Source organism: Streptococcus mitis (assembly GCF_000722705.1).
Lineage (GTDB): Bacteria > Bacillota > Bacilli > Lactobacillales > Streptococcaceae > Streptococcus > Streptococcus mitis_P.
Genome location: NZ_JPFW01000008.1, coordinates 1 through 22,502 on the forward strand (window position 1 = coordinate 1; position 22,502 = coordinate 22,502).

The following is a 22,502-nucleotide window of genomic DNA, read 5'->3' on the forward strand; positions in this document are numbered from 1 at the left end:
GTCAGGCGCTTTTATCTCCCCAAGGTAGACAGATTTTCGCTCAACGCAAGATTGATGTGGAACCTGTCTTTGGGCAGATAAAGGCTTGTTTGGGGTACAAGAGATGTAATCTGAGGGGCAAGCGTCAAGTGAGAATTGACATGGGATTGGTACTTATGGCCAATAACCTCCTAAAATACAATAAGAGAACGACTCAAAATTAAAAAGCTAGAGTTCCGCTATTGGAAATCTCTAGCTTTTTTGTGGCTGAGAACTATTTTGTCCCAGACTCTTTTTCTTTACTCTTTCGGTAACTTACCTGCTTTCTCAAGCATTTTCTTGATAAGATAAGGCATCTTAACATTTTCACGACCTTTTTTCTCAATCAGTTTTTTCACAAATTCTGGCATTTGTAAGTCTTGTGATTCGGCCAAAATGTTTTTCGTCTCATCTGAAGGAACTAACTCATCAAAGGTTTCTTCTTCTGGAAGAAATTCCTTAAATTCTTTGTCCTCATTAGCTCTGACGGTATTGACCAAGGCATCAATCAAGCGAGAATCTGTATTTGGCATTGGTGGACGATGGTAGCTTACCCCAAATTCCTGACATAAGTCATAACATTCCACATCGTTATCAAACAAGACTTCAATATGCTCGCTGATGAAGCTGATAGGAACAAAAATGTAATGGTCTGGATGTTCTTTCTGTTCTCTAAGATACTCCAAGACATCTGGTTTAATCCATGGGATACCGATATCACTTTCACTCTGCCAAGTGTTGGTATATTGTTCTGAATTCAAGCCCAATTTTTCAGCGACTAGCTGGCTATTTTCGAAAATTTGATCAATATATGGGTCACCAAAATCCAAGGCAAAAATGGGCACACTGTGGGCTGAAAAAATGACTTTAAAGCTATCCTGCTTTACTTCTTCTTTTAAAATCTTATCAATTTCATCTGCCCAATAGTTTAAGAGAGCTTCTTCTTGATACCAGTCCTTAATGACCAAAAATTGAATTTGTTTGCTTTCTAAAAATTTCTCATAGCCCATGACAGAATAGAAAGAATAATGAGGCTCCAAAATCAAGCAAATACACTGCTCAATGCCGTCTGCTTCCATCTGACCGATCACATCTGGAATAAAGGGGCTGGAAAACTTATTGGCAAAATAGACACTGTATTCATTTCCCAATCTAGCTTCTACCAAGGCAACCTCTTCACGAGTAATTTTTTGCAGAGGGGTCCCTCCAATTCGCACATAATTGTCATAGAGGGTTTGAATCTCGTGATCTTGAGGTCTCACTCCACGACGAATATTTGTGAAAAAATCAGCCACACCTTCAAAGGTAATCTCTTCTGGCGAACCGAAGGTCATCATTAAAATTGCTTTTTTCATAACTACTTCCTTGTGATATTCTTATCAAGTATATTTTATCATTAATTCATTAATAAGTAAATGCCATTATTTTATCACTAAATGATTAATAAGTAAACGCCAAGATAGTGACATTCTCACTCTTCTGTTTTTGTTTTTCTCTTCTTTCTATGATACAATGGAAAAAATGAATTCAAAAGGAGTTTTTTTATGACTTACCCAAATCTCTTGGAACGTTTCTTAACCTACGTTAAGGTCAACACGCGCTCTGATGAACACTCTACTACTACTCCAAGTACACAGAGTCAGGTTGACTTCGCGACCAATGTCCTGATTCCAGAAATGAAACGTGTTGGACTTCAAAACGTCTACTACCTTCCAAATGGTTTTGCGATTGGTACCTTGCCAGCTAATGATCCGTCTTTAACACGTAAGATTGGCTTCATCTCCCACATGGATACTGCTGATTTTAATGCCGAAGGAATTAATCCACAGGTGATTGAAAACTACGATGGTGGTGTGATTGAACTAGGGAATTCTGGTTTTAAATTAGATCCAGCTGACTTTAAGAGTCTAGAGAAATATCCAGGACAAACGCTCATCACAACCGATGGAACAACCTTACTAGGTGCTGATGACAAGTCTGGAATTGCTGAAATTATGACTGCCATTGAATATCTAACTGCTCACCCTGAAATCAAACACTGTGAAATTCGTGTTGGTTTTGGTCCAGATGAGGAAATTGGTGTTGGTGCTAATAAATTTGATGCAGAAGATTTTGATGTTGATTTTGCCTACACTGTTGATGGAGGACCACTAGGCGAACTTCAGTATGAGACTTTCTCAGCAGCTGGTGCTGAATTGCATTTCCAAGGACGCAATGTCCACCCTGGTACAGCAAAAGGGCAAATGGTAAACGCCCTTCAGCTAGCAATTGATTTTCATAATCAACTTCCAGAGAATGACCGACCTGAGTTAACAGAAGGTTACCAAGGCTTCTACCATCTAATGGATGTGACAGGTAGTGTTGAGGAGGCCCGTGCAAGCTACATTATTCGCGATTTTGAAAAAGATGCTTTTGAAGCGCGTAAAGCAGCTATGCAGTCTATTGTTGATAAGATGAATCAAGAACTTGGTAGTGACCGTGTCACCCTAAACTTGACAGACCAGTACTACAATATGAAAGAAGTCATTGAGAAAGACATGACTCCAATTACCATTGCTAAGGCCGTTATGGAGGACTTAGGGATCAAGCCTATTATCGAACCAATTCGTGGCGGGACAGACGGCTCTAAAATTTCCTTTATGGGAATCCCAACTCCTAATATCTTTGCTGGCGGCGAGAACATGCACGGACGTTTTGAATACGTCAGCCTTCAGACCATGGAACGTGCAGTTGATACCATCATTGGTATCGTAGCTTATAGAGACTAAAAAGACGAGGTAGCTCAGCTACTTCGCCTTTTTTTATTGAGCTGGTTTTTCTTGATTTCCAGTACTTGTTGTAGATTCTGTTGTTTCCTTTTCTGAAGTTGATTCAGCAGGTTTAGAATCTCTTGTGTTGCTTGGTTTGCTTTCGTCGCTTACAGTCTCACTGTTAGATTCTGCAGTTGCGTTTGGCTGATTCTCAGCACTTGTCTTATCACCATTTGATTCAGCATTTGTTGCTGGAGTTGTTTCTTCACTTGCTCTTGATTTTGACTTGATTTCTTGAGTCAAGGCTACTATTGTTTTCGCTAATTCAAGTAAAGCTTCCTTATCACTATTTTTCACATCAGTATCAAGCTGTTCGAATAGTTTATCAACTTTTTCAAATTCTTCATTTGAACCATTGTTATCTTCTAAATACTTATGTAATGAGTTGATATATCCATAGAGTTGTTTATGTAGATTAATTATTTGTGGATCTTGTTGCGCAGTCTCTTTCTCTTTTTGCAGAGTAGCTACAATACGTGTCAATAGATCGTTAACTTGGACATTGATTTCATCCAAATCTGCATCAGCCTTGCTAGCTGCCACTTTTAGATTTTCTACTTCTTCTGCCAAGGATTGTCTGATTCCTACTTCTTTAACTTGAGCTAAGAATTGCTCTGCTTTAGTTAAGATAGTTTCAACTTGCTCTTTGCTAACATGATTAACATGTTCCTCTTTCTTAAGATTAGGATAGAGTTCTTTAAGGAATTCATAGATTGCTTGCTTAGCAGATTGACTATCAACTTTTTCTTTATCTAAAACTGTTTCATTTACTTTTGCAGAAGTTGGTTGATTTTTCAAAGCCTCTTCTACTTTTTGTTTTGTTTGGTAAATGCTTGGGAACAGTTTATTCAAGTCCACAGCCTTACGGAAGGATTGGGATTGATATAAAGTAAAAGTCAAATTAGCTGCTTTATTACGAAGTTCATCACTTAAACGACCATCATTTACATGCTCATAGAAGTACTTGATGTATTCCACTGTTGTATCACCAGTACGATCATTAAAGTCTTGTAGGGCTTGAAGTTGTGATTCAACTGCTGATAAACCAGCTTCATCTTTAGCCAACTTAGCTTCTTGGAGTCGAACTAGAAGATCTTTTTTCGGAAGTCCATAAGAGTCAGTATCAAGTGTATTGATTTTATCAATCAAGGCCTGATATTTCTTATCTAAAGCACTTGTTTCGACTGGTTTGACACTTCCATCAATATGGATATATTGCTTATCAAAGAGATCAAGTCTTGCAAGATAACCCGCAGTCGAGTTGGTTGCAAGTTTCTTCATACTCTCAGTAAATTGACCCAAAGCCAACTCAATTTGTCTTTGTTTAATAGGTTGATCTTGGTAAATCGTTCTACTTTCAGCTAGAAGTTGATCTACTTTAGCCAAGACTACTTTCTCATCAAACGCTCCAGGTTGATAGTTGGATTGGAGAGCTGGAATTTTATTTTTCAAAGCTACTTCATAGCCCTTGGTTTGAACCTTGATGTAGTGATTGTGGTCACCATGAGGAATCACAAAACTACCATTTTCTACCTGTAAGCTATAAGGAGACACCCCATCACGTAAGGCAGTCGTATAAAGTTCATTTAAGAAATCAAGTTCTGGATTGCCAGTTTGGAGTGGAAGTCGAACATGTTCCTTACGAACAGCATAGGGATGGATATGAGTCGGATCGTAGGCTTGATCTGGATTACCAAATACAAAGAATCCGTTTGAAATTCTAATAGCTTCAAGTGGAACCCCGTAGGTCTTAGAAATATAAGCTATTTTTTCTTCATCACTAGCATCTTTAGAGAATAATTCAACAGATTTTGCAAGTGGTTTTACAGGCTCTGCATCATGATGTGTTTTCAAATGGTCTTGCGCTGCCTTGATTTGCTCTGCTGTCAAATCTTTCTTAAAGAAATAATGATTGTGGTCACCGTGGGACATAACAAATCCTTGATCATCTTCACTGATAACTCGATTGGCATCAAAACCATGACCATGTGCTTCATGGTGATGACCATGTGCTTCATGGTGATGACCATGTGCTTCTTCATCATGATCATCATCGTCATCATCATGTGCTGGACTTGGTGTTACTGGCGTTTTACCTTTCAAATGATCTTGAGCTGCCTTGATTTGCTCTGCTGTCAAATCTTTCTTAAAGAAATAATGATTGTGGTCACCATGAGTCATGACAAAGCCTGCCGCATCTTCACTGATAACTCGATTGGCATCAAAATCATGGCCGTGTTCGTCATGGTGATGACCATGTGCTTCTTCATCATGATCGTCATCGTCATCATGTGCTGGACTTGGTGTTACTGGCGTTTTACCTCTCAAATGATCCTGTGCTGCCTTGATTTGTTCTGGTGTCAAATCTTTCTTAAAGAAGTAATGATTATGGTCACCATGAGTCATGACAAAGCCTGCCGCATCTTCACTAATGACTTTATCTGCATCAAAGCCGTGTCCATGTTCGTCATGGTGATGACCATGTGCTTCTTCATCATGATCATCATCGTCATCATGTGCTGGACTTGGTGTTACTGGCGTTTTACCTCTCAAATGATCCTGTGCTGCCTTGATTTGTTCTGGTGTCAAATCTTTCTTAAAGAAGTAATGATTGTGGTCACCATGAGTCATGACAAAGCCTGCGGCATCTTCACTGATAACTCGATTGGCATCAAAGCCGTGTCCATGTTCGTCATGATGATTACCATGTGCATCTTCATCATGATCATCATCGTCATCATGTGCTGGACTTGGTGTTCCTGTTCTTACACCTTTCAAGTGATCCTGCGCTGCCTTAATTTGATCTGCTGTCAAATCCTTCTTGAAGAAGTAATGGTTATGATCACCATGACTCATGATAAATCCTGATTCATCTTCAGCGATAATACGATTGACATCAAAGCCGTGTCCATCTTCTTCATGTTCCTCATGTGAAACACCAGGATTGGCTGGAAGAGATGGCGAAGGTGTTGCTAGACCATTGTTTGGAAGAGTCGGTTGCCCAATTTGATTTGATTTTGGAATGTAATGGAAATGATCACCATGTCTGACGATATAAGCTGTAGCTGTTTCTTCAACGATATCTTTTGGATTAAAAATATAACCATCTGATGTTGAAGAGATTGTTTTATTCGTAGACAACGAAGCATGATTCAAAGTAGATGAATTACTTGGAAGACTTCCTAGACTAGATACCACTTCATTTGGTTTTTCATTTGTAGAGACCGTAGAACCAGTTCCGCCTATAGGAACCAATCTGGCAATCTTTTCTTCTAAAGGAGAGAGTTTGCTGTAAGGAATAAAGTGGTAATGGTCGCCATGCGGAATCGCAACTCCATTTGCAGTACGGCTGATAATCTTAGCAGGGTCAAAGACCAAACCATCTGATTCACTATAACGTTGGTCACTAGGTGAATCATAGAGTTCCTTCAAAAGACTTTGGAGATTTTCAGCTTTGCTTTCTGTCTTACTAGTTGATCCTTGTTCTACAGATTGCGTATTATTGTCACTAGCTGTTGAAGAATAGCTTAATTGACTCGGTTGCGTATTTTTGCCAGCTAGAATAGCTTTGGCTGCTGCTAATTCACTAGCAGACAAATCACTTTTTGGAATGTAGTGATAGTGTCCTCCGTGAGGAACGATATAAGCATCACCCGTATCTTCGATAATATCAGCTGGATTAAAGACATAGCCATCATCTGTCGTATAGCGTCCCTGAGACCTTGCTACAGCAACATCAGAGCCGACCTTCTCATTATCTTTGATATGTTCTTGTTTTTGACGGTTAATTTCATCTTTGGTTCGAACATTATCAGCATGGGAAATATCTTTCAGATAAACATAATATTTTCCATCAACCTTAATGATATAACCACCCTTGACTTCATTGACAATATCTCCATCCTTAAGTTGGTAGTTTGGGTCCTTCATCAGAAGTTCTTCACTAAAGAGGGCATCATAAGGAACTTTACCATTATAATAATGATAGTGGTCACCGTGTGACGTCACATAGCCCTGATCTGTAATCTTGATAACAATTTGCTCAGCCTGAATTCCTTCTTTTTGACTAACCTGATTTGGCGTCAAGTTTTCAGTTTTCTGACTTGACTGGCCACCATCCACATAAGAGACACGATTGTTGTCCTTATTTTTCTGCGAGCGATGCTGGTTCAGTGCATAGGCGCAAAGACTCAAGGATACGATAACAGCTGATCCAGCTACTATATACTTTTTATTAAATTTCATAAACTCCTCATTTCAATAAATGATGAAGCTATTTCTTAGCTTCTTTTTCTCGGTTAAAGAGCTTTTCCTAAACTGGTTGTTTAACCAATTAATTAACCAGTAAATATTCTACCTCTTTTTAACTTGTATGTCAAGAGATTTTATATATTAATAAAAAAACAAAGCTCTCCCAAAATATTGAGAGAACTTCATTTTTGATTCAGACTTTTTCTAATGCTATTCTTTACGCTGTAAAATCAGATAAATTCTTTTTTATCACTTCTCCACCTGACAATCTTAATTCAATTGTTCCATCCATATTAAACAAGACGCTATCTAATCCTAATCCATAACTAGCAGCAAATTTTGCAATTTTTTCTTGTACTGGATCTACTGCAGGTGCTTCTTCTAATCCTGGTTCTAAAATAGGGACAACTCCTACATTTCCTGTAGAATTCAACATACCATTATCTGTTGAATTTTCAGGTTTTACAGGTTTTTCATTTGGTTTTGGTACTTCTGGTAAAACGGTTTCTGGTTTATTTGCCCTTGGTTGTGTTTCAGCTTTTTCAGGAGATGGTGCTAGGTTTTCAGACATTTTATTTTCAGCATTTCCATTAGGTTCTTCTCCTGTAAAATCAGCCATATTCTTTTTAATGACTTCTCCACTTGGTAAATGTAATTCAATTGTTCCGTCCATATTAAACAAGACGTTTTCTAACTTCATTCCATGACTTTCTGCAAATTTAGCCACTTTTTCTTGAACTGGATCTACCGTTGGAACTTCTTCTAGCATTGGGTCTGAAATAGGATTTTCAATTGGTTTTTCTATACCAGGTTTTAAGATTTCCCCTTCTGGCTTTGGCGTTTCTTCTACTTTATCAGATGTTTTTGCTGTTCCCTCTTTTTCTGCAGGTTTTGATTCTCCAAGTTTTTCAGTTATTTTTGGTAATTCTTCGTCTTTTATGCTTTCTCCTTTTTCATGTCCTTTAAATTGTGATAAAACTCCAGCTTTTTCTGTTTGATTATCTTTCTCCAAAATTGGAACTTCTACAATATAAGACGATTGATTATCCAAATAAGCATTTGCCATGAAGGTTACTGGAATTTTATTTCCTGCTGTCATTGTTGTTCCTTGATTTAATTTTGGAATAGGCAATTGAATTTCGCCCACTTTGTAGTTATTTTCTAAGTACGCATTTCCATGAAATTCATCAAACACTCTGACTAAAGCTTCAGTCCCTTTGGGTATTACATATTGAGGTTTCACTCGTAAATAAGTATCCCCTGCATGGAATGGATAGAAAATCGTATGACTTGCCATGTTGTAAGCTAATGAGCTTGGAATCGTAAATTGTCCTTCGTAGTTCACTTCTGGATAATCTTTTGAAGTAATGGTGTATTTAAAAGTTTCTCCTGGTAAATAAGGTTTATCTAATTCAAAATTAGCAATATTTCCTACTCCTTCACCGAATACTTTTCCAGATAATTTCTCAATCACTTTCCCGTCTGGAGTCGTTAATTTCACCATCATATTTGTTCCTAATTTTTTCTCTAATTCTGGTGGGAAACTAAAGGATACACGTTTTTGTCCATTTGCTAAGGTAAAGTTTTGGTTATTAAATGTGCTGTTTTTCAATAGTTTTACAACACTTGCCAATTCTTCACCTGTATAAACCTTGTTTCCTTCTTTTTTAGCAACTCCTTCTTCTGGTTTAAAGAGTTCATAGTTACTATGAGAGTGTCCAATTCCAACTGGCTTATGTTCATCAATTGGATCAGCATGATGGTGGTCTCCGTGTGGATAAATAATCGCATTTTTTTCTTTATTGACTACAATACTTTCACGTTTTACACCGTATTGTTTCATGATTCCTGCAATTTTTTCTTCGATTTTTTTATCTAACTCACTCATTTCTGCTGGCTTCGTTGCATCAGCATGGTGATACTCCTCTTTAGGAGCTGTTGCAGTCCCATTATAGCGAGCTTTAGCTACCTCTAAATGTTCTTTTGGAATTAAACTTTCCCATTTTGTATGGACTAATTGTTCAAATGGAATGACATGAATATCTTTCATATTTCCATTATGCGCTACTAATAAGTTTTCTCCTGATATACCAATAATATGATTTCCATCAAATAAAAATCCGTCACTCGTTTTATAATGGATTCCAGAAAATTGTTTTTCTTTTGTAGTAGTATTTTCAGTAGCCGTTTTATTATCTGATTTTGGTAGATTTGTCATAGAATTAACACTTGTCAAATCATTTAATTCTTTTTGAACTTTTTCAACTTTAGAAACCAATGACTCAACCGATTCGTGATTTTTATCATTTTCTAAACTTGGCGCGACTGGTAATTTACCTTTCAAGTGTTCCATCGCTGCCTTAATTTGGTCTGCTGTCAAATCCTTCTTAAAGAAGTAATGATTGTGATCGCCATGACTCATGACAAAGCCTTCAGAGTCTTCATTTATTATGCGATTAGCATCAAAGCTGTAATCATGTTCTTCATGATGACCATGTGAAGACAAATCTATTGGGCTTGATTGTGACGAACTTGGTGTACTTTGATGAGAGGATTTGGGGTGACTGTTATTAAGCGTGGATTTAGGAATATAATGATAGTGATCACCATGCCTTACAATATAAGCATCTCCGCTATCTTTTACAATGTCATTGATGTTAAAAACATAGCCATCATCGAATGAAGAAATATCTTTACTCGTTGTCAAAGACAACGGTTGGTTTAGCGTAGAACTACTGCTAGATAAATAAGCTTTGACTGTAGCTAACTCACTAGCTGACAAATCACCTTTAGGAATGAAATGATAATGACCACCATGTGGTACTATGTAACCATCACCCGTATCTTTGATAATATCTGAAGCATTAAAAACGTAACCATCATCCGTTGTATAACGACCCTGTAATTTTGCTACCGCGACTTCAGGACTAGTTACTTTACCCTCTTTTCCATGTTCTTGTTTTTGACGATTGATTTCATCTTTGGTTCGAACATTATCAGCATGGACAAGATTTTTCAGATAAACATAATATTTTCCATCTACCTTGATGATATAGCCACCTTTTACCTCGTTAACAATATCTCCATCCTTAAGTTGGTAGTTTGGATCCTTCATCAAGAGTTCTTCACTAAAGAGGGCATCATAAGGAACTTTCCCATTGTAGTAATGATAGTGATCACCATGTGACGTCACATACCCCTGATCTGAAATCCTGATAACAATTTGCTCAGCCTGAATTCCTTCTTTTTGGCTAACCTGGTCTGGTGTCAAATGTTCACTTTTCTTAGCATCTTGATTGTTATTTACATAAGTTACCCGATTATTATCTGTGTTTTCCTGTTGACGATGCTGATTTAAAGCATAAACACATAGACTCAAGGAAAGGATAACTGCCGAGCTAGCTACTATATACTTCTTGTTTAATTTCATAATTCCCTCATTTCAACAAATGTTGAAGCTATTTCTTAGCTTCTCCGACTTAGTTAAAAAACTAATTTGCAAACCAGTTGTTTAACCAATTAATTAACTGGTTAATAGTTTATATTTTTTTATCTCTTTTGTCAAGATTTTTATGTCATTTAAAAAATAAAAGCCAGTATCGCTACTGACTCTTACTCCTTTTGATTTATAGGATAAATTTTATTCTTCTGATTTCGTTATAACTGATTCGCTATCTTTTTAACAACGCAAGTAATTTTTCTGCTTCTGCCATGATACCATTATTATCCATGGTCTGGAGGGTCAGATTATTTCGTAAACCAGCTAGGGTTTCTGTTGCAGTAGCTTTCAGACTAGTATCTGTTACTTTAGCAAGTAAAGCTTCTGCTTCTTTGAGTTTGGCTTCTACTTTTTCAGTCTCTACTTGAGGGACTTCAGCTTCATCTGCTGTATCTTTAACTTCTTCCTCTTTATCTTTTTCATCCGTACTCGGTTTATAAAGATTATCTACTGAAGGGCTCAAACTTGAGTGATTCTCCTTTTCATTAGATTCAGGAGGAGTTGACTCATCTGCTTCATGATGTTCTTCCTTTTCTTCATCATGTTTACTATCTTTGTCTGCTTTATTTTTACGAACATGGTCACTTGCGTTTCCCCATCCATTATCTGAATACGGACGTTCGTTTGGATGTTCTACATAGTATTTTACAGTCGCAAAGAGATCCTCTAAACTATAGCCTTTAGGTGCCTCATAAAGTCCTTCGTCAAACCACCCAAATTTAATGTTATGGTAATGGTCGTAATGAGGTATAATTAAGCTACCATTTTTAACTTCAACAGTATGTTGTAGATTGTAAGGAATATGATCAAGTGGAACCTTTTTAGCTGCTTTCACTTTATTATAGATTGCTTCTACTCCTTTAACCTCAGTATTTCCTGAACCCTGATTATCTGTTGAAGGAGGCGTCAAACCTTTCTCTTTAGCATAAGATTGAGCTGCCACTCTTTCAGCTTCAGACAAACTATCTTTCTTAATCCAATGGCTATGGGTCATATGAGGTGTTATATAAGCATCTCCCTCATCACTGGTAATATCATGTTCGTCAAAAATGTAGCCATCTGAGGTTGTATACTTACCTGCCAACTTCGCTACTTGAATTTCATCGTCTGTATAAGCAATCTGAGAATTTGGTTTTCCAAGACGTTCTGGGTGGGTAATTGGTGCTAGAAATGCCAATAAATCATCTACCAATTTTCCTTTATTAGTCGATCCATCATTCAAGCGCTCTGCTAATTTGTCTAAAGCTTGGAAATCAGAAGTACGACCCTTATTTTCAGACAAAGCTTTATGAGCCTCGGACAATAAATTATATGCTTTATCATAAAATTCTTGGTCACGAGGAGCGACATTTTCTTTCTTCGCAACTAGGGCATGCGTCTCTTGAGTTTTCTTAGACAAGAGATTTTCAATAGCGTCAATCTTATCCTTAGACAGGTCTTTAGCTAGAACATAACGACTAACGCCCTTATCCTCGATAATATAACCGTCGCCAACTTTTCTAACAACCTGGTTGACATCAAGTTCAGTCGGTTTATTTTCCACTGGTGCTAGAGGTTTTGTAGTAGGGGCTGGCTTCAGAGGAGTAACACCTGGCAAGACACTGCCATTTTGTCCCTTAACAGCTATTATACGAGCCAATTTTTCTTCCAGCGGTGACATTTGTGAATAAGGAATAAAGTGATAATGGTCTCCGTGGGGCACTGCGACACCGTTAGCTGTACGTTTGATGATTTGTGCTGGATCAAAGACTAGACCATCCGATTCCACATGGCGTTCTGACAAAGGTTTGGCATACAATTCACTTAAAAGTGTTGAAATGTCTTCCCCTTGATTTTGATGATATGTTGGGGTAACAGTCAGATTTGGAGTCTCTGTCAAACTTGGTTGGGCTGGATTTGGATTGTCACTACTTGGTTTACTTGAACTTGTAGAAGAATGTGAGCCCTGTTTACCATTCCAATAGGCTTGAGCAGCAGCCAATTCTCCTGCTGACAAATCACTCTTAGGAATATAGTGGAAATGATTTCCATGAGGGACAACAAAAGCGTCACCTGTATCTTCAATCACATCTGACGGACTAAAGACATAACCATCATCCGTTGTATAGGCGCCTCCAGTTCCTCGATTTGATGCCTGCGTATTGAGATTAAAGTTTGGTTTAATGGTTGAACTTGTTTTTTCAGGACTGCTTGGTTTCGTATTATCAGAATGACTTTGAACTGGCTGACCTCCAATTGGTAGATTTCGAGCCAATTTTTCTTCTAAAGGAGACATTTGCGAATAAGGAATAAAATGGAAATGATCCCCATGAGGCACTGCCACACCATTTGCAGTACGTTTTGTAATCTGTGCTGGGTCAAACACCAAGCCATCAGACTCCACATGACGTTGGCTAAGTGGCAAGGCGTACAATTCTTGAAGAAGACTATCCAAATCCTCATTTTGACTCTCAGGAGCTGTTGTAGGATTTTGAGGAGTCTCAGCTTGACTCGTTCTCACACCAGATCTTGTTTCAGCTCTGCTTGAACGATATTCAACCGTACTTAATTGACCACCTTTTCCAGATAAGAAGGCTTGGGCAGCGGCTAATTCACTGGCAGACAAATCACTCTTAGGAATATAGTGGAAATGATTGCCATGAGGTACGATATAAGCGTCACCTGTATCCTCTATGATATCAGATGCATTAAAGATATACCCGTCATCCGTTGTATAGCGTCCCTGCGCTCTGGCTACAGCAACAGCATTATCAGTACTTGTATTATGATTATGACTATGTTCCTGCTTCTGACGTTTAATCTCTTCTTTTGTCCGAATATTGTCCGCATGAGCCGCATCTTTAAGGTAAACATAGTATTTTCCGTCTACCTTAATGACATAGCCACCCTTGATTTCATTAACAATGTCTGAATCCTTCAACTGATAATTCGGATCCTTCATCAGCAGTTCTTCACTGATGATAGCATCATAAGGAACCTTGCCATTATAGTAATGATAATGGTCTCCATGAGAGGTCACATAACCTTGGTCAGTGATCTTGATAACGATTTGTTCGGCGTTGATTCCCTCTCTCTTACTAACTTCATCTGGTGTCAAATTTTCTGCCTTTTGACCAGCCTGACTACCATCTATATAAGCAACTCGATTAGAATCTTTCTTAACTTGACCAGCTTGATATCGTCCAAGCTCATAGGAACAAACACTTAGAGCAAGAACTGCCACTGAACCTGCTACATATTTTTTATTGATTTTCATTCTTTCCTCATTTCAATTCATCTGCTAGAACACTCATATTTTCTTCAAGATTTTCTAAATAAGTCTTGTCATTTTGCGGGTCTGCCTCTAAAGGATTCAGAGTTTTAAGACCTACACCTGTTGATTTGACAAGAGTTTCAGCTACTTTTGAAGAAGCGTTACTTTCTGTAAAAATCGTTTTAACCTTATAGGTTTTAACAAATTCCTGAATTTCTGTAAGTTGTCGTGGACTTGGTTCTTGTTCAGGAGAAATACCTGCAATACCAAGTTGATTGAGTCCAAATCGCTTAGCTAGATAAGAAAAGGCTGTATGTTGTGTTACAAAAGTTTTCTGACTCGCTTTTTCAAATTTAGGCTGGAATTTCTTAGTCAATTCCTGAGCTTTTTTGATAAAGGCTTGCGCATTTTTCTGGTAAGTTTCTTTATGCTCACTATCCACCTCTGAAAGTTTATCAGCGATAATTTGAGCTTCTTCACCAGCTTTCTCAGGATCAAGCCATGTGTGAGGATCATACAATGTTTTTTCATCAACACCGTCCCCTGCTTCAACATCTTCTAGCCCTGGAACGCGGTCTAATGTCATTCCTTCAGAAGCCTCTAAAACCTTAACTTTGGATTTTTTAAGATTGGGATCCAGACTTCCTGCCCAAGATTCGAGCGTATGAGAATGATAAACAAAGACGTCTGCATCATAGATGGCCGCGATGTCATTTGCTGAAGGCTCAAAGGAGTGAATCCCACTACTTGACTGAATCATCCGAACATCATTCAAGTCACCAGATACTTCCTTTACCATAGCGTAGATAGGATAGAAACTTGTGACAATCTTCATCCCTTTTCCTGTCTGACTTTCCTTTTGACCACAAGCACCTAAACACAAAAGAAAAATACTTAACAATACTAAAAATAAACTTTTTTTCTTCATGGATAACCCCTTAACTATTTAATTAACTGGTAAACATTCTACTCCTAAAAATTTAATCTGTCAAGCTATTTTTAGAAAAAAATTGAAAATTTCTTTCACATATAAAAATCTGCTGAGTTTGAATAACTCAACAGATTCTCACTTTATTCTTCTATAGTGGAATGTTTATAGCCATAAGTAAAGTAAATGATACTTCCTATCAACAAAGCAACTAGGAAAGCAATCCAGGTTTCCATATTATACTGCAACATAAAGGATAAACAAATGATGATCGATAAAATGGGTAACAGGGGTACCAATGGTGTTTTAAATTCCCCAGCTTTGGGCATCCCTTTTTCTTTCCGTAAGCGAATCAGGCCGTATGCTAGCATGATCAAGTAGGCTAGGGTACAAATATTTAAGAAAGCTGCAATACTAGCTAGTGGGAACATTCCTGCTGCTACTGCTGAAGCTAGACCTGTCAAGATAGTAGCATTTTTGGGTACCTTACTTGTCTTCGTCAGTTCCTTAAAGGCAGCAGGCATTAAGCCGTCACGCGCTAAACTGTATATCATACGCGATAGGGCATAGGTCATCGAAATACAAACTGTAATCAAGGTCAAGATAGCCACTAATGACACATAGTTAGCTGCCCAACTAATCCCAACACTACAAAGGACAAAGGCAACGGCATCATCGACATTTAGATGACTATAGTGAACCACACCAGTCAAAACAAGAGTCACCAAAGCATAAAGAATGGTTACGATAGAAAGCGATAAGACAATCCCTCTCGGAATATTTTTTTGAGGAGTCTTGACTTCATCTACAGCCATAGAGATCGATTCAAATCCCAAAAATCCAAAGAACATTAAGGACGCACCAGCCATGATACCAGTACTAGCACCGTAGATTTGTCCAAAACCATAAGGAGCAAAATTGCTCCAATTATCAAGTTTGATATGCCAAATTCCTACTAAAACAAAGAGGGCTAAAGCGGAAAATTTCAAAATAACTAGAATTGAATTAAAGCGTAAGGCTGCTTTAGCATTGAGTAAAACAAGCGATGTCACTAAGACCAAAACAAGAATAGGTAGTAAATCAACAAACGTCCCTGCTTGAGGATTAAAGGTCCCATTTAAAGCCTGAGGAAGGGCTATCCCGTATTGAGATAGCAAGCCTTTAAAATAAGCTGCCCAACCCGAAGCTACACCTGATATGGCTGTCATGAACTCCATCATGGTTAACCAGCCAGCCAACCAGGCAGGGAATTCTCCTAAGATAGCATAGAGATAGCTGTAGGCACCACCTGTAGCAGGTACTCGTGAAGCAAATTCTGCAAAAAAGAGGGCTGATAATCCCACGCACAAGGCAGAAATGACGATTGAAATCACTAGAGCAGGACCAGCAAGCGTTGCAGCTGCAGTACCTGTAATTGTAAAGACGCCTGTCCCTACCATGGCTCCGATACCCAGCAAAATCAAGTCCCATAACTTCAAATGCCTGTGCATCTCCGTTTTATCTAAACTAACATTCTTTGTTCTAAATATATTCATCTTTCTCTCCAAAATCAAATGATGATTCTATTTTACCATAAATATAGGAAATTTGTGAATATTTATAAAATATTTTTCTAAAAAAATCTGAATACATATTGTAATCAGATTTCATCTATTCTAGTTCATTTCTTTAAAGGCTGCTTCTGCATCTGCATTGCTGATAACACCAAATTGAATCTTTCCAATCTTGCCTTGGCTATCAATTAAGTATTCTGTAGGAATGCTTCGAATTTGATAAGCTTGGAATGTTGTTGCTTTGGTATCATAAAGAACTGGGATATCCTTATAACCTTGATCTTGGAACCATTGTGGGAATTGCTCAACAGTTTTTTCGCCTTGAATTCCTGGTGCAATGACACTAAGAATTTCGAAATCACGATCTGGTTTCGCAGCTAATTCCATCAACTCAGGCATACTTTTCTTACATGGACCACACCATGAAGCCCAAAACTTTAAGTAAACTTTTTTACCCTTATAATCAGATAACTTAACTTCTTTACCATCCATGGATTGCAAGGTGAAGTCTGGAGCTTCTTTTCCAATAGCAATTTGTTGTACAGGCGCTTGTTGCTGCTGTTTTGGGGCTTGTTGTGGTGCTTGACTCTTTTTAGTCTCTTCCTTACCACAGGCCATCAATACGACTAATGACAAAAGGCTTAAGCCAGCAAACATTACTTTTTTCATCTTTTTCTCCTTTATTCAAAAATTCCAGCTAGAACATTTACTTGTCCTAATAGTAACAAAATTCCCATTAAAATAATGAGGAAACCACCAATTTTCTTCAGTAGCATCATATGACGCTTGATTTTACTAAAATAAGGCATTACTACACCTGAAGCTAGAGCCAAGACCAAGAAAGGAATAGCCATCCCCAGAGTGTAAATAAGAGTATATATGGCTCCTTGCCAAGCCCCATTACCACCAGAAGCCGCAAGCGCTAAAACAGAACTCAAAACTGGACCAATACAAGGCGTCCAACCGAAGCTAAAGGTAATACCGAGTAAAAAGGCTGACCAATAACGATTGGCTTCTGATTTCTTAAAAGTTAAGCTTTTTTGAACCTCTAATTTCTTAAAATGAAAAATTTCCATCTGGTGAAGGCCTAAAATGATAATAATCGTACCCATGGTATAGCGAAACCAATTGGCATAGAGAATATTACCAAAGTAACCAGCACCAAATCCTAGAATAAAGAAAATAAGAGAAATACCTGCGATAAAGCAAAGTGTTCGAATCAAACCTGACCATAGAACCTTTCTCCCAAACAAAGAAAAACTTTTTGCGCTTTCCTGATCATCCAGCAAAATTCCAGTATAAACTGGTAACAGAGGAAAAATACAAGGGGAAAAGAAAGACAAGACCCCTGCTAAAAAAACGGAGATTGAAAATACTATCGTTTCCAATAATGAACCAACTTTCTTAATAATTCATATCCTATTGTACTATAATCAAGTTTATTTGTATGATTTCTGCTACGCAAATTAAATTAGCCTATACATGAATAGTCATTTCTGCCACTAGTTATACTCTTCGAAAATCAAATTTAAACCACGTCAGCGTCGCCTTACCGTACTCAAGTACAGCTTGCGGCTAGCTTCCTAGTTTGCTCTTTGATTTTCATTGAGTATTAATTCAGATTTGCCCCCTATATACAAAAAAAGCCTGTCACACAAGCTCAAATGCTTGATATGATAGGCTTTTTAAAGGCTGATTATTTAACAGCGTCTTTAAGAGCTTTACCAGCTTTGAATGCTGGAACTTTAGAAGCTGCAATTGTGATTTCTTTACCAGTTTGTGGGTTGCGACCTTTACGTGCAGCACGCTCACGAACTTCAAAGTTACCAAAACCGATCAATTGAACTTTTTCACCAGCTGCAAGGTAGTCAGCTACTGCTGCGAATACAGCTTCAACTGCTGCTGCAGAGTCTTTCTTAGTCAATTCTGTAGCTTCTGCTACTTTAGCGATCAAATCTTGTTTGTTTGCCATGTTAATGATTCCTCCAATTTAATTTCTAATTAACAACTATAATCATATCCTAAAATCCCTTCTAGGTCAAGTTAAAAACGCTATTTATTCGCATTTTCTTTATTTTTTTTAGGAATTGTAACGAACTAAAATAGCCCAAGCGTTTTCACCAGTGTGAGTTTGAATAATAGAACCTGTTTCCAATACTGAAATTGGCTTTTCAACATAAGGCTGCAAATTGTCTTTCATCTCTTTTGCCCAATCAGAACTACCAGAATATGAAATTCCAATCTCTGCTACAGAACGTTCAGAGAGTGATGTTATCAACTCATCCAACCATTTTTTAAAAGTTTTAGCGCCACGACCTTTAACCATTGGTTGCAATTCATGGTCCTTCATCTGCATGACAACACGGATATTGAGAAGTGAGCTCAACAATCCAGTTACACGACCAATTCGTCCACCTTTTACTAGATTTTCTAGAGTAGAAACGCCAATATAGAGCTCCGTATGTTTTTTTACTTCTTCTACATGAGATAAAATTTCCGCCATCTCTTTGCCTTCTTGTGCCAATTTAGCAGCTTCGACAACTTGGAATTTTAAGGCTTGGTCAGTGAAGGAACTATCAATAACTGTCACGTCGGCAGTGGATAAGCTAGCACCTTGGCGCGCTGCTTCTACCGTACCCGAAAGGGCATGGGACATATGAATAGTAAGAATCTGACTACCATCCTTACACAGGTCTTCAAAAACTTCAGCGAAGACACCTACAGGTGGTTGACTTGTTTTCGGAAGGTTCTTACTTTCTTGCATCAACCGAAGAAATTTACCTTCTTCTTTCAAATCAGCATCCGAATAAACAACATTATCAATCATTACAGATAGTGGAACAACCGTAATATCTAATTGCTTTACTAATTCTGGCTCAATAGTAACAGATGAATCGGTTACAATCTTAATTTTTGTCATAGTGTCAATCTTTCTATTTTAGGATTCAGATTGGTTTCCTTACTTCTAATTATATCAAAAAAAGATTAAAAATCCTAATGGAGTCAATCAAATTTTTCTTAAAAATTTGATATAATCAACTTATAAGAAAAGAGGTGTCCTATGATTAAAAAAATCTATCCCGTTTTAACCATTTTACTAGGTGCTGGCATTTATGCTTTTGGTCTAACCTATTTTGTAATTCCCCACCATCTCTTCGAAGGAGGGGCGACAGGCATTACCCTCATTACCTTTTATCTTTTTAAAATACCTGTCTCTCTTATGAACCTATTGATTAATATCCCCCTTTTCATTCTAGCTTGGAAAATATTTGGAGCAAAATCTCTCTATTCTAGTTTACTTGGAACCTTGGCTCTATCTACCTGGTTAGCTTTTTTTGAGCGTATTCCCCTTCATATTGACCTTCAAGGTGATTTACTAATTACTGCCCTTATATCTGGAATTCTATTAGGAATTGGTCTTGGAATTATCTTTAACGCTGGAGGTACAACGGGTGGAACAGATATTCTAGCCCGTATCCTCAACAAATACACTCATTTCTCCATGGGTAAACTGCTTTTTATCTTAGATTTTTGTATTCTCATGCTCATTCTCCTTATTTTTAAGGATTTGAGATTGGTTACTTACACTCTGCTCTTTACTTTCATTGTATCCCGAGTGATTGATTTGATTGGGGAAGGAGGATACGCAGGTAAAGGATTTATGATTATTACTAAACGTCCTGACCAACTTGCTAAGGCTATTAATGATGACCTAGGAAGAGGTGTTACTTTTATCTCAGGGCAAGGCTACTATAGTCAAAAAGATTTGAAAATCATCTACTGTATTGTCGGTAGAAATGAGATTGTTAAAATGAAGGAAATGATTCATCGAATCGATCCTCAAGCTTTTATAACTATTACAGAAGCCCATGAAATCCTAGGAGAAGGCTTTACCTTTGAAAAAGAATAAAAAGAGGTCTTGTAGTTACCTCTTTTTTGTTTTATTTACTCAAGCTTTTAAGACCAATTCCGAGCTACTTCTTCATCTGCCTTTAACTGATCCACTAATTGGTCAACAGAATCAAATTTTGTCATATCACGAATGCGATCTAGCCAATAAACCATGACGGTCTCGCCATAAATATCTTGATTAAAATCAAAAATATTGACTTCAAAACGTGCTTCTTCTCCATCAAAGGTTTCATTTTTCCCGACACTAGCCATAGCACGATACTTCTGCCTTTGAATCTCAACATCAACGACATAAACACCATCTGCTGGCATATAAGTACGGTCTAAAAGCACCAAATTCGCTGTCGGATAACCAATCGTACGACCACGAGCATTACCATGAACCACCATACCTCTTGATGGAAGCGGTGCCCCCAAAAGTTCCCCTGCTTCTTTCACATTTCCATCTAAAATAGCCTGACGGATACGAGTTGAACTAATCTTTCCTTTCTCATCTTCTACAGGTGGAACGATAATGACTTCTCCATCAAAGTAATCCTTTAAGTCTTCTGCCGTTTTTTGGTCAGAACCAAATGTATAATCAAAACCTGCAACAATAATTTTAGCATTCATAGCCTTGATATAAGTTGCAAAAAATTCTTCTGCCGTGAGACTAGCAAATTGACTACTAAAATCAAGGAGATATAATTCTTCAACACCTTCTCGTTTTAATTTCCTCTCACGTTCAGCAGGGTTCAAAATATGTAAAAATAGGTCAGGATGATAAGGCTCTAAAGTAATTTTTGGAGATTCATTAAAGGTCATAACGACGATAGGCAATAAATCCTTTCTCGCAGCCTTATTGGCAACGCGAAATAATTCTTGATGCCCCTTGTGTATACCATCAAAATAGCCTAGAACAACGACTGAATCAGATGGTGTGCCAATATCTTTTTGGTTTTTTATAGGAATAGTAATAATCATAAAATAATTATATCATAGTGATAGCTATTTCTGGAACAGAAAATCTGAAATGACATTTTTTTAACCTGAAGTGTACTATTTTAGAAGAATTTTGTTTTTGAAATCAACATAAATTACAAGAGATTGAGTTCATACTCAATAAAAATCAAAGCATAAACTAGGAAACTAGCCGCAGGTTGCTCAAAGCACTGCTTTGAGGTTGCAGATATAACTGACGAAGTCAGTTCAAAACACTGTTTTGAGGTTGTGGATAGAACTGACGAAGTCAGTAACCATATCTACGGCAAAGCGATGTTGACGTGGTTTGAAGAGATTTTCGAAGAGTATAAGAATCTTAAAATCAGAAAAACGCATTATATCAGTACATAAAAGCTTGATACAATGCTTTTTATCATGAAAAGATCTACTGAATTCTATAGGAAATGAATTTCCAGCAGCCTTTTCACTTTCTTTTAATAAGTTCCTTCTTCACCTTGACTAGTCAAGATAACAGGTCCATCTTTCGTAATCACGAATTGGTGTTCATATTGACAAGATAGACCACCGTCGATGGTTTTATGAGCCCAGCCAGTCTTCATATCTGTGTCGATTTCCCAGTCACCAGTATTAATCATTGGTTCGATAGTCAGTACCATGCCTTCACGAAGACGGAGTCCACGACCAGCAATACCATAGTTAGGAACCATTGGCTCCTCGTGCATTGTTGGACCAACACCATGACCAACCAAATCACGCACTACCCCGTAACCACGACTTTCAGCGTATTCTTGAATAGCCGCACCGATATCACCGATACGATTTCCAACGACAGCTTGCTCAATTCCCTTGTACATGGCTTCTTTGGTTACATCCATCAAGTTTTTCACTTCTTCGGACGGTGTACCAACAGCATAAGCCCAACATGAGTCTGCTAGACCACCAGAATAGCTCTGAGTGTATCTCTTCATTTGCTCAACATTGTTAAAGTTTAATTTTGAGACATTCAAATCAGACTTAGCAATAGGACCTCCCAAAACCATATCAACCTTGAGCAAATCACCATCTTTTAAGATATAATGACGAGGGAAAGCGTGAGCAACTTCATCATTAAGAGAGCAGCAGGTAGCATAAGGATAATCCATCATGGCACCGTCAACCCCAATCTGAAGTGGAAGGAAATTTTCTTCCTTACAACGACGGCGAACGTATTCTTCAACTTCCCACATATCTACGCCAGGCTTAATCAAATCACGTAAGCCGATATGAATACTTGCGAGGAAATCACCAGCTTTATCCATAGCTTCGATTTCACGAGCTGATTTTAATGTTATCATTT

General features: G+C 37.8%; 15 protein-coding genes. 3 read left to right on the forward strand and 12 right to left on the reverse strand.

Annotated features, from left to right (window positions below):
• On the forward strand, positions 1-203 hold a 203-nt coding region (locus SK642_RS05195), incomplete at its 5' end, for a transposase (RefSeq protein WP_018370691.1).
• Between the two features lie 75 nt (positions 204-278).
• Here the strand turns inward: SK642_RS05195 and hemH are convergent.
• Positions 279-1,373 (reverse strand): ferrochelatase, encoded by a 1,095-nt coding sequence (gene hemH, locus SK642_RS05200; protein ID WP_033683686.1) that lies wholly within the window; start codon positions 1,371-1,373, stop codon positions 279-281.
• A gap of 189 nt (positions 1,374-1,562) precedes the next feature.
• On the opposite strand from hemH, the gene pepT reads away from it, so the two are divergent.
• Entirely contained in the window at positions 1,563-2,786 is a 1,224-nt protein-coding gene (gene pepT / locus SK642_RS05205) for a peptidase T (protein WP_033683687.1), read from the forward strand.
• Between the two features lie 33 nt (positions 2,787-2,819).
• Here pepT and SK642_RS10050 read toward each other — a convergent pair whose 3' ends face one another.
• The 9 genes from SK642_RS10050 to SK642_RS05260 all read right to left on the reverse strand — a co-directional run bounded on the left by SK642_RS10050 (position 2,820) and on the right by SK642_RS05260 (position 19,232).
• A complete protein-coding gene (locus SK642_RS10050; protein ID WP_080708946.1) occupies positions 2,820-7,073 on the reverse strand; it encodes a pneumococcal-type histidine triad protein in 4,254 nt (1,417 codons plus the stop codon).
• Between the two features lie 223 nt (positions 7,074-7,296).
• A complete protein-coding gene (locus SK642_RS05225) occupies positions 7,297-10,509 on the reverse strand; it encodes a pneumococcal-type histidine triad protein (protein ID WP_033683688.1) in 3,213 nt (1,070 codons plus the stop codon).
• 241 nt (positions 10,510-10,750) lie between these two features.
• Positions 10,751-13,834, reverse strand: a complete 3,084-nt coding sequence (locus tag SK642_RS05230) for a pneumococcal-type histidine triad protein (protein ID WP_033683689.1) — start codon at positions 13,832-13,834, stop codon at positions 10,751-10,753.
• Positions 13,835-13,841: 7 nt separating this feature from the next.
• On the reverse strand, positions 13,842-14,759 hold the full coding sequence (gene adcAII / locus SK642_RS05235; protein WP_033683690.1) for a zinc-binding lipoprotein AdcAII: 918 nt from the start codon (positions 14,757-14,759) through the stop codon (positions 13,842-13,844).
• Between the two features lie 143 nt (positions 14,760-14,902).
• On the reverse strand, positions 14,903-16,294 hold the full coding sequence (locus SK642_RS05240; protein WP_033683691.1) for an APC family permease: 1,392 nt from the start codon (positions 16,292-16,294) through the stop codon (positions 14,903-14,905).
• A 120-nt stretch (positions 16,295-16,414) separates the two neighbouring features.
• On the reverse strand, positions 16,415-16,981 hold the full coding sequence (sdbB, locus tag SK642_RS05245; protein ID WP_033683694.1) for a thiol-disulfide oxidoreductase-associated lipoprotein SdbB: 567 nt from the start codon (positions 16,979-16,981) through the stop codon (positions 16,415-16,417).
• Positions 16,982-16,992: 11 nt separating this feature from the next.
• The gene (ccdA2, locus tag SK642_RS05250) at positions 16,993-17,700 is read right to left on the reverse strand and encodes a thiol-disulfide oxidoreductase-associated membrane protein CcdA2 (RefSeq protein ID WP_033683695.1); all 708 of its coding nucleotides are present in this window, start codon (positions 17,698-17,700) and stop codon (positions 16,993-16,995) included.
• A gap of 308 nt (positions 17,701-18,008) precedes the next feature.
• Complete coding sequence (locus tag SK642_RS05255) at positions 18,009-18,284, reverse strand: HU family DNA-binding protein (RefSeq protein ID WP_001284637.1); 276 nt, start codon at positions 18,282-18,284, stop codon at positions 18,009-18,011.
• A gap of 108 nt (positions 18,285-18,392) precedes the next feature.
• A complete protein-coding gene (locus SK642_RS05260) occupies positions 18,393-19,232 on the reverse strand; it encodes a DegV family protein (protein ID WP_033683696.1) in 840 nt (279 codons plus the stop codon).
• A gap of 141 nt (positions 19,233-19,373) precedes the next feature.
• Here SK642_RS05260 and SK642_RS05265 point away from each other — a divergent pair, with 141 nt between their 5' ends.
• Positions 19,374-20,222, forward strand: coding sequence for a YitT family protein (locus tag SK642_RS05265; protein ID WP_033683697.1), 849 nt, complete (start codon positions 19,374-19,376; stop codon positions 20,220-20,222).
• A 47-nt stretch (positions 20,223-20,269) separates the two neighbouring features.
• Here the strand turns inward: SK642_RS05265 and SK642_RS05270 are convergent, their stop codons facing one another.
• Together SK642_RS05270 and SK642_RS05280 are read right to left on the reverse strand one after the other, a co-directional pair.
• Positions 20,270-21,187: a bifunctional riboflavin kinase/FAD synthetase gene (locus SK642_RS05270; RefSeq protein WP_033683698.1), complete on the reverse strand. Its 918-nt coding sequence runs from the start codon at positions 21,185-21,187 to the stop codon at positions 20,270-20,272.
• A 452-nt stretch (positions 21,188-21,639) separates the two neighbouring features.
• Entirely contained in the window at positions 21,640-22,500 is an 861-nt protein-coding gene (locus SK642_RS05280; protein WP_033683699.1) for a methionyl aminopeptidase, read from the reverse strand.
• Positions 22,501-22,502: the final 2 nt, after the last annotated feature.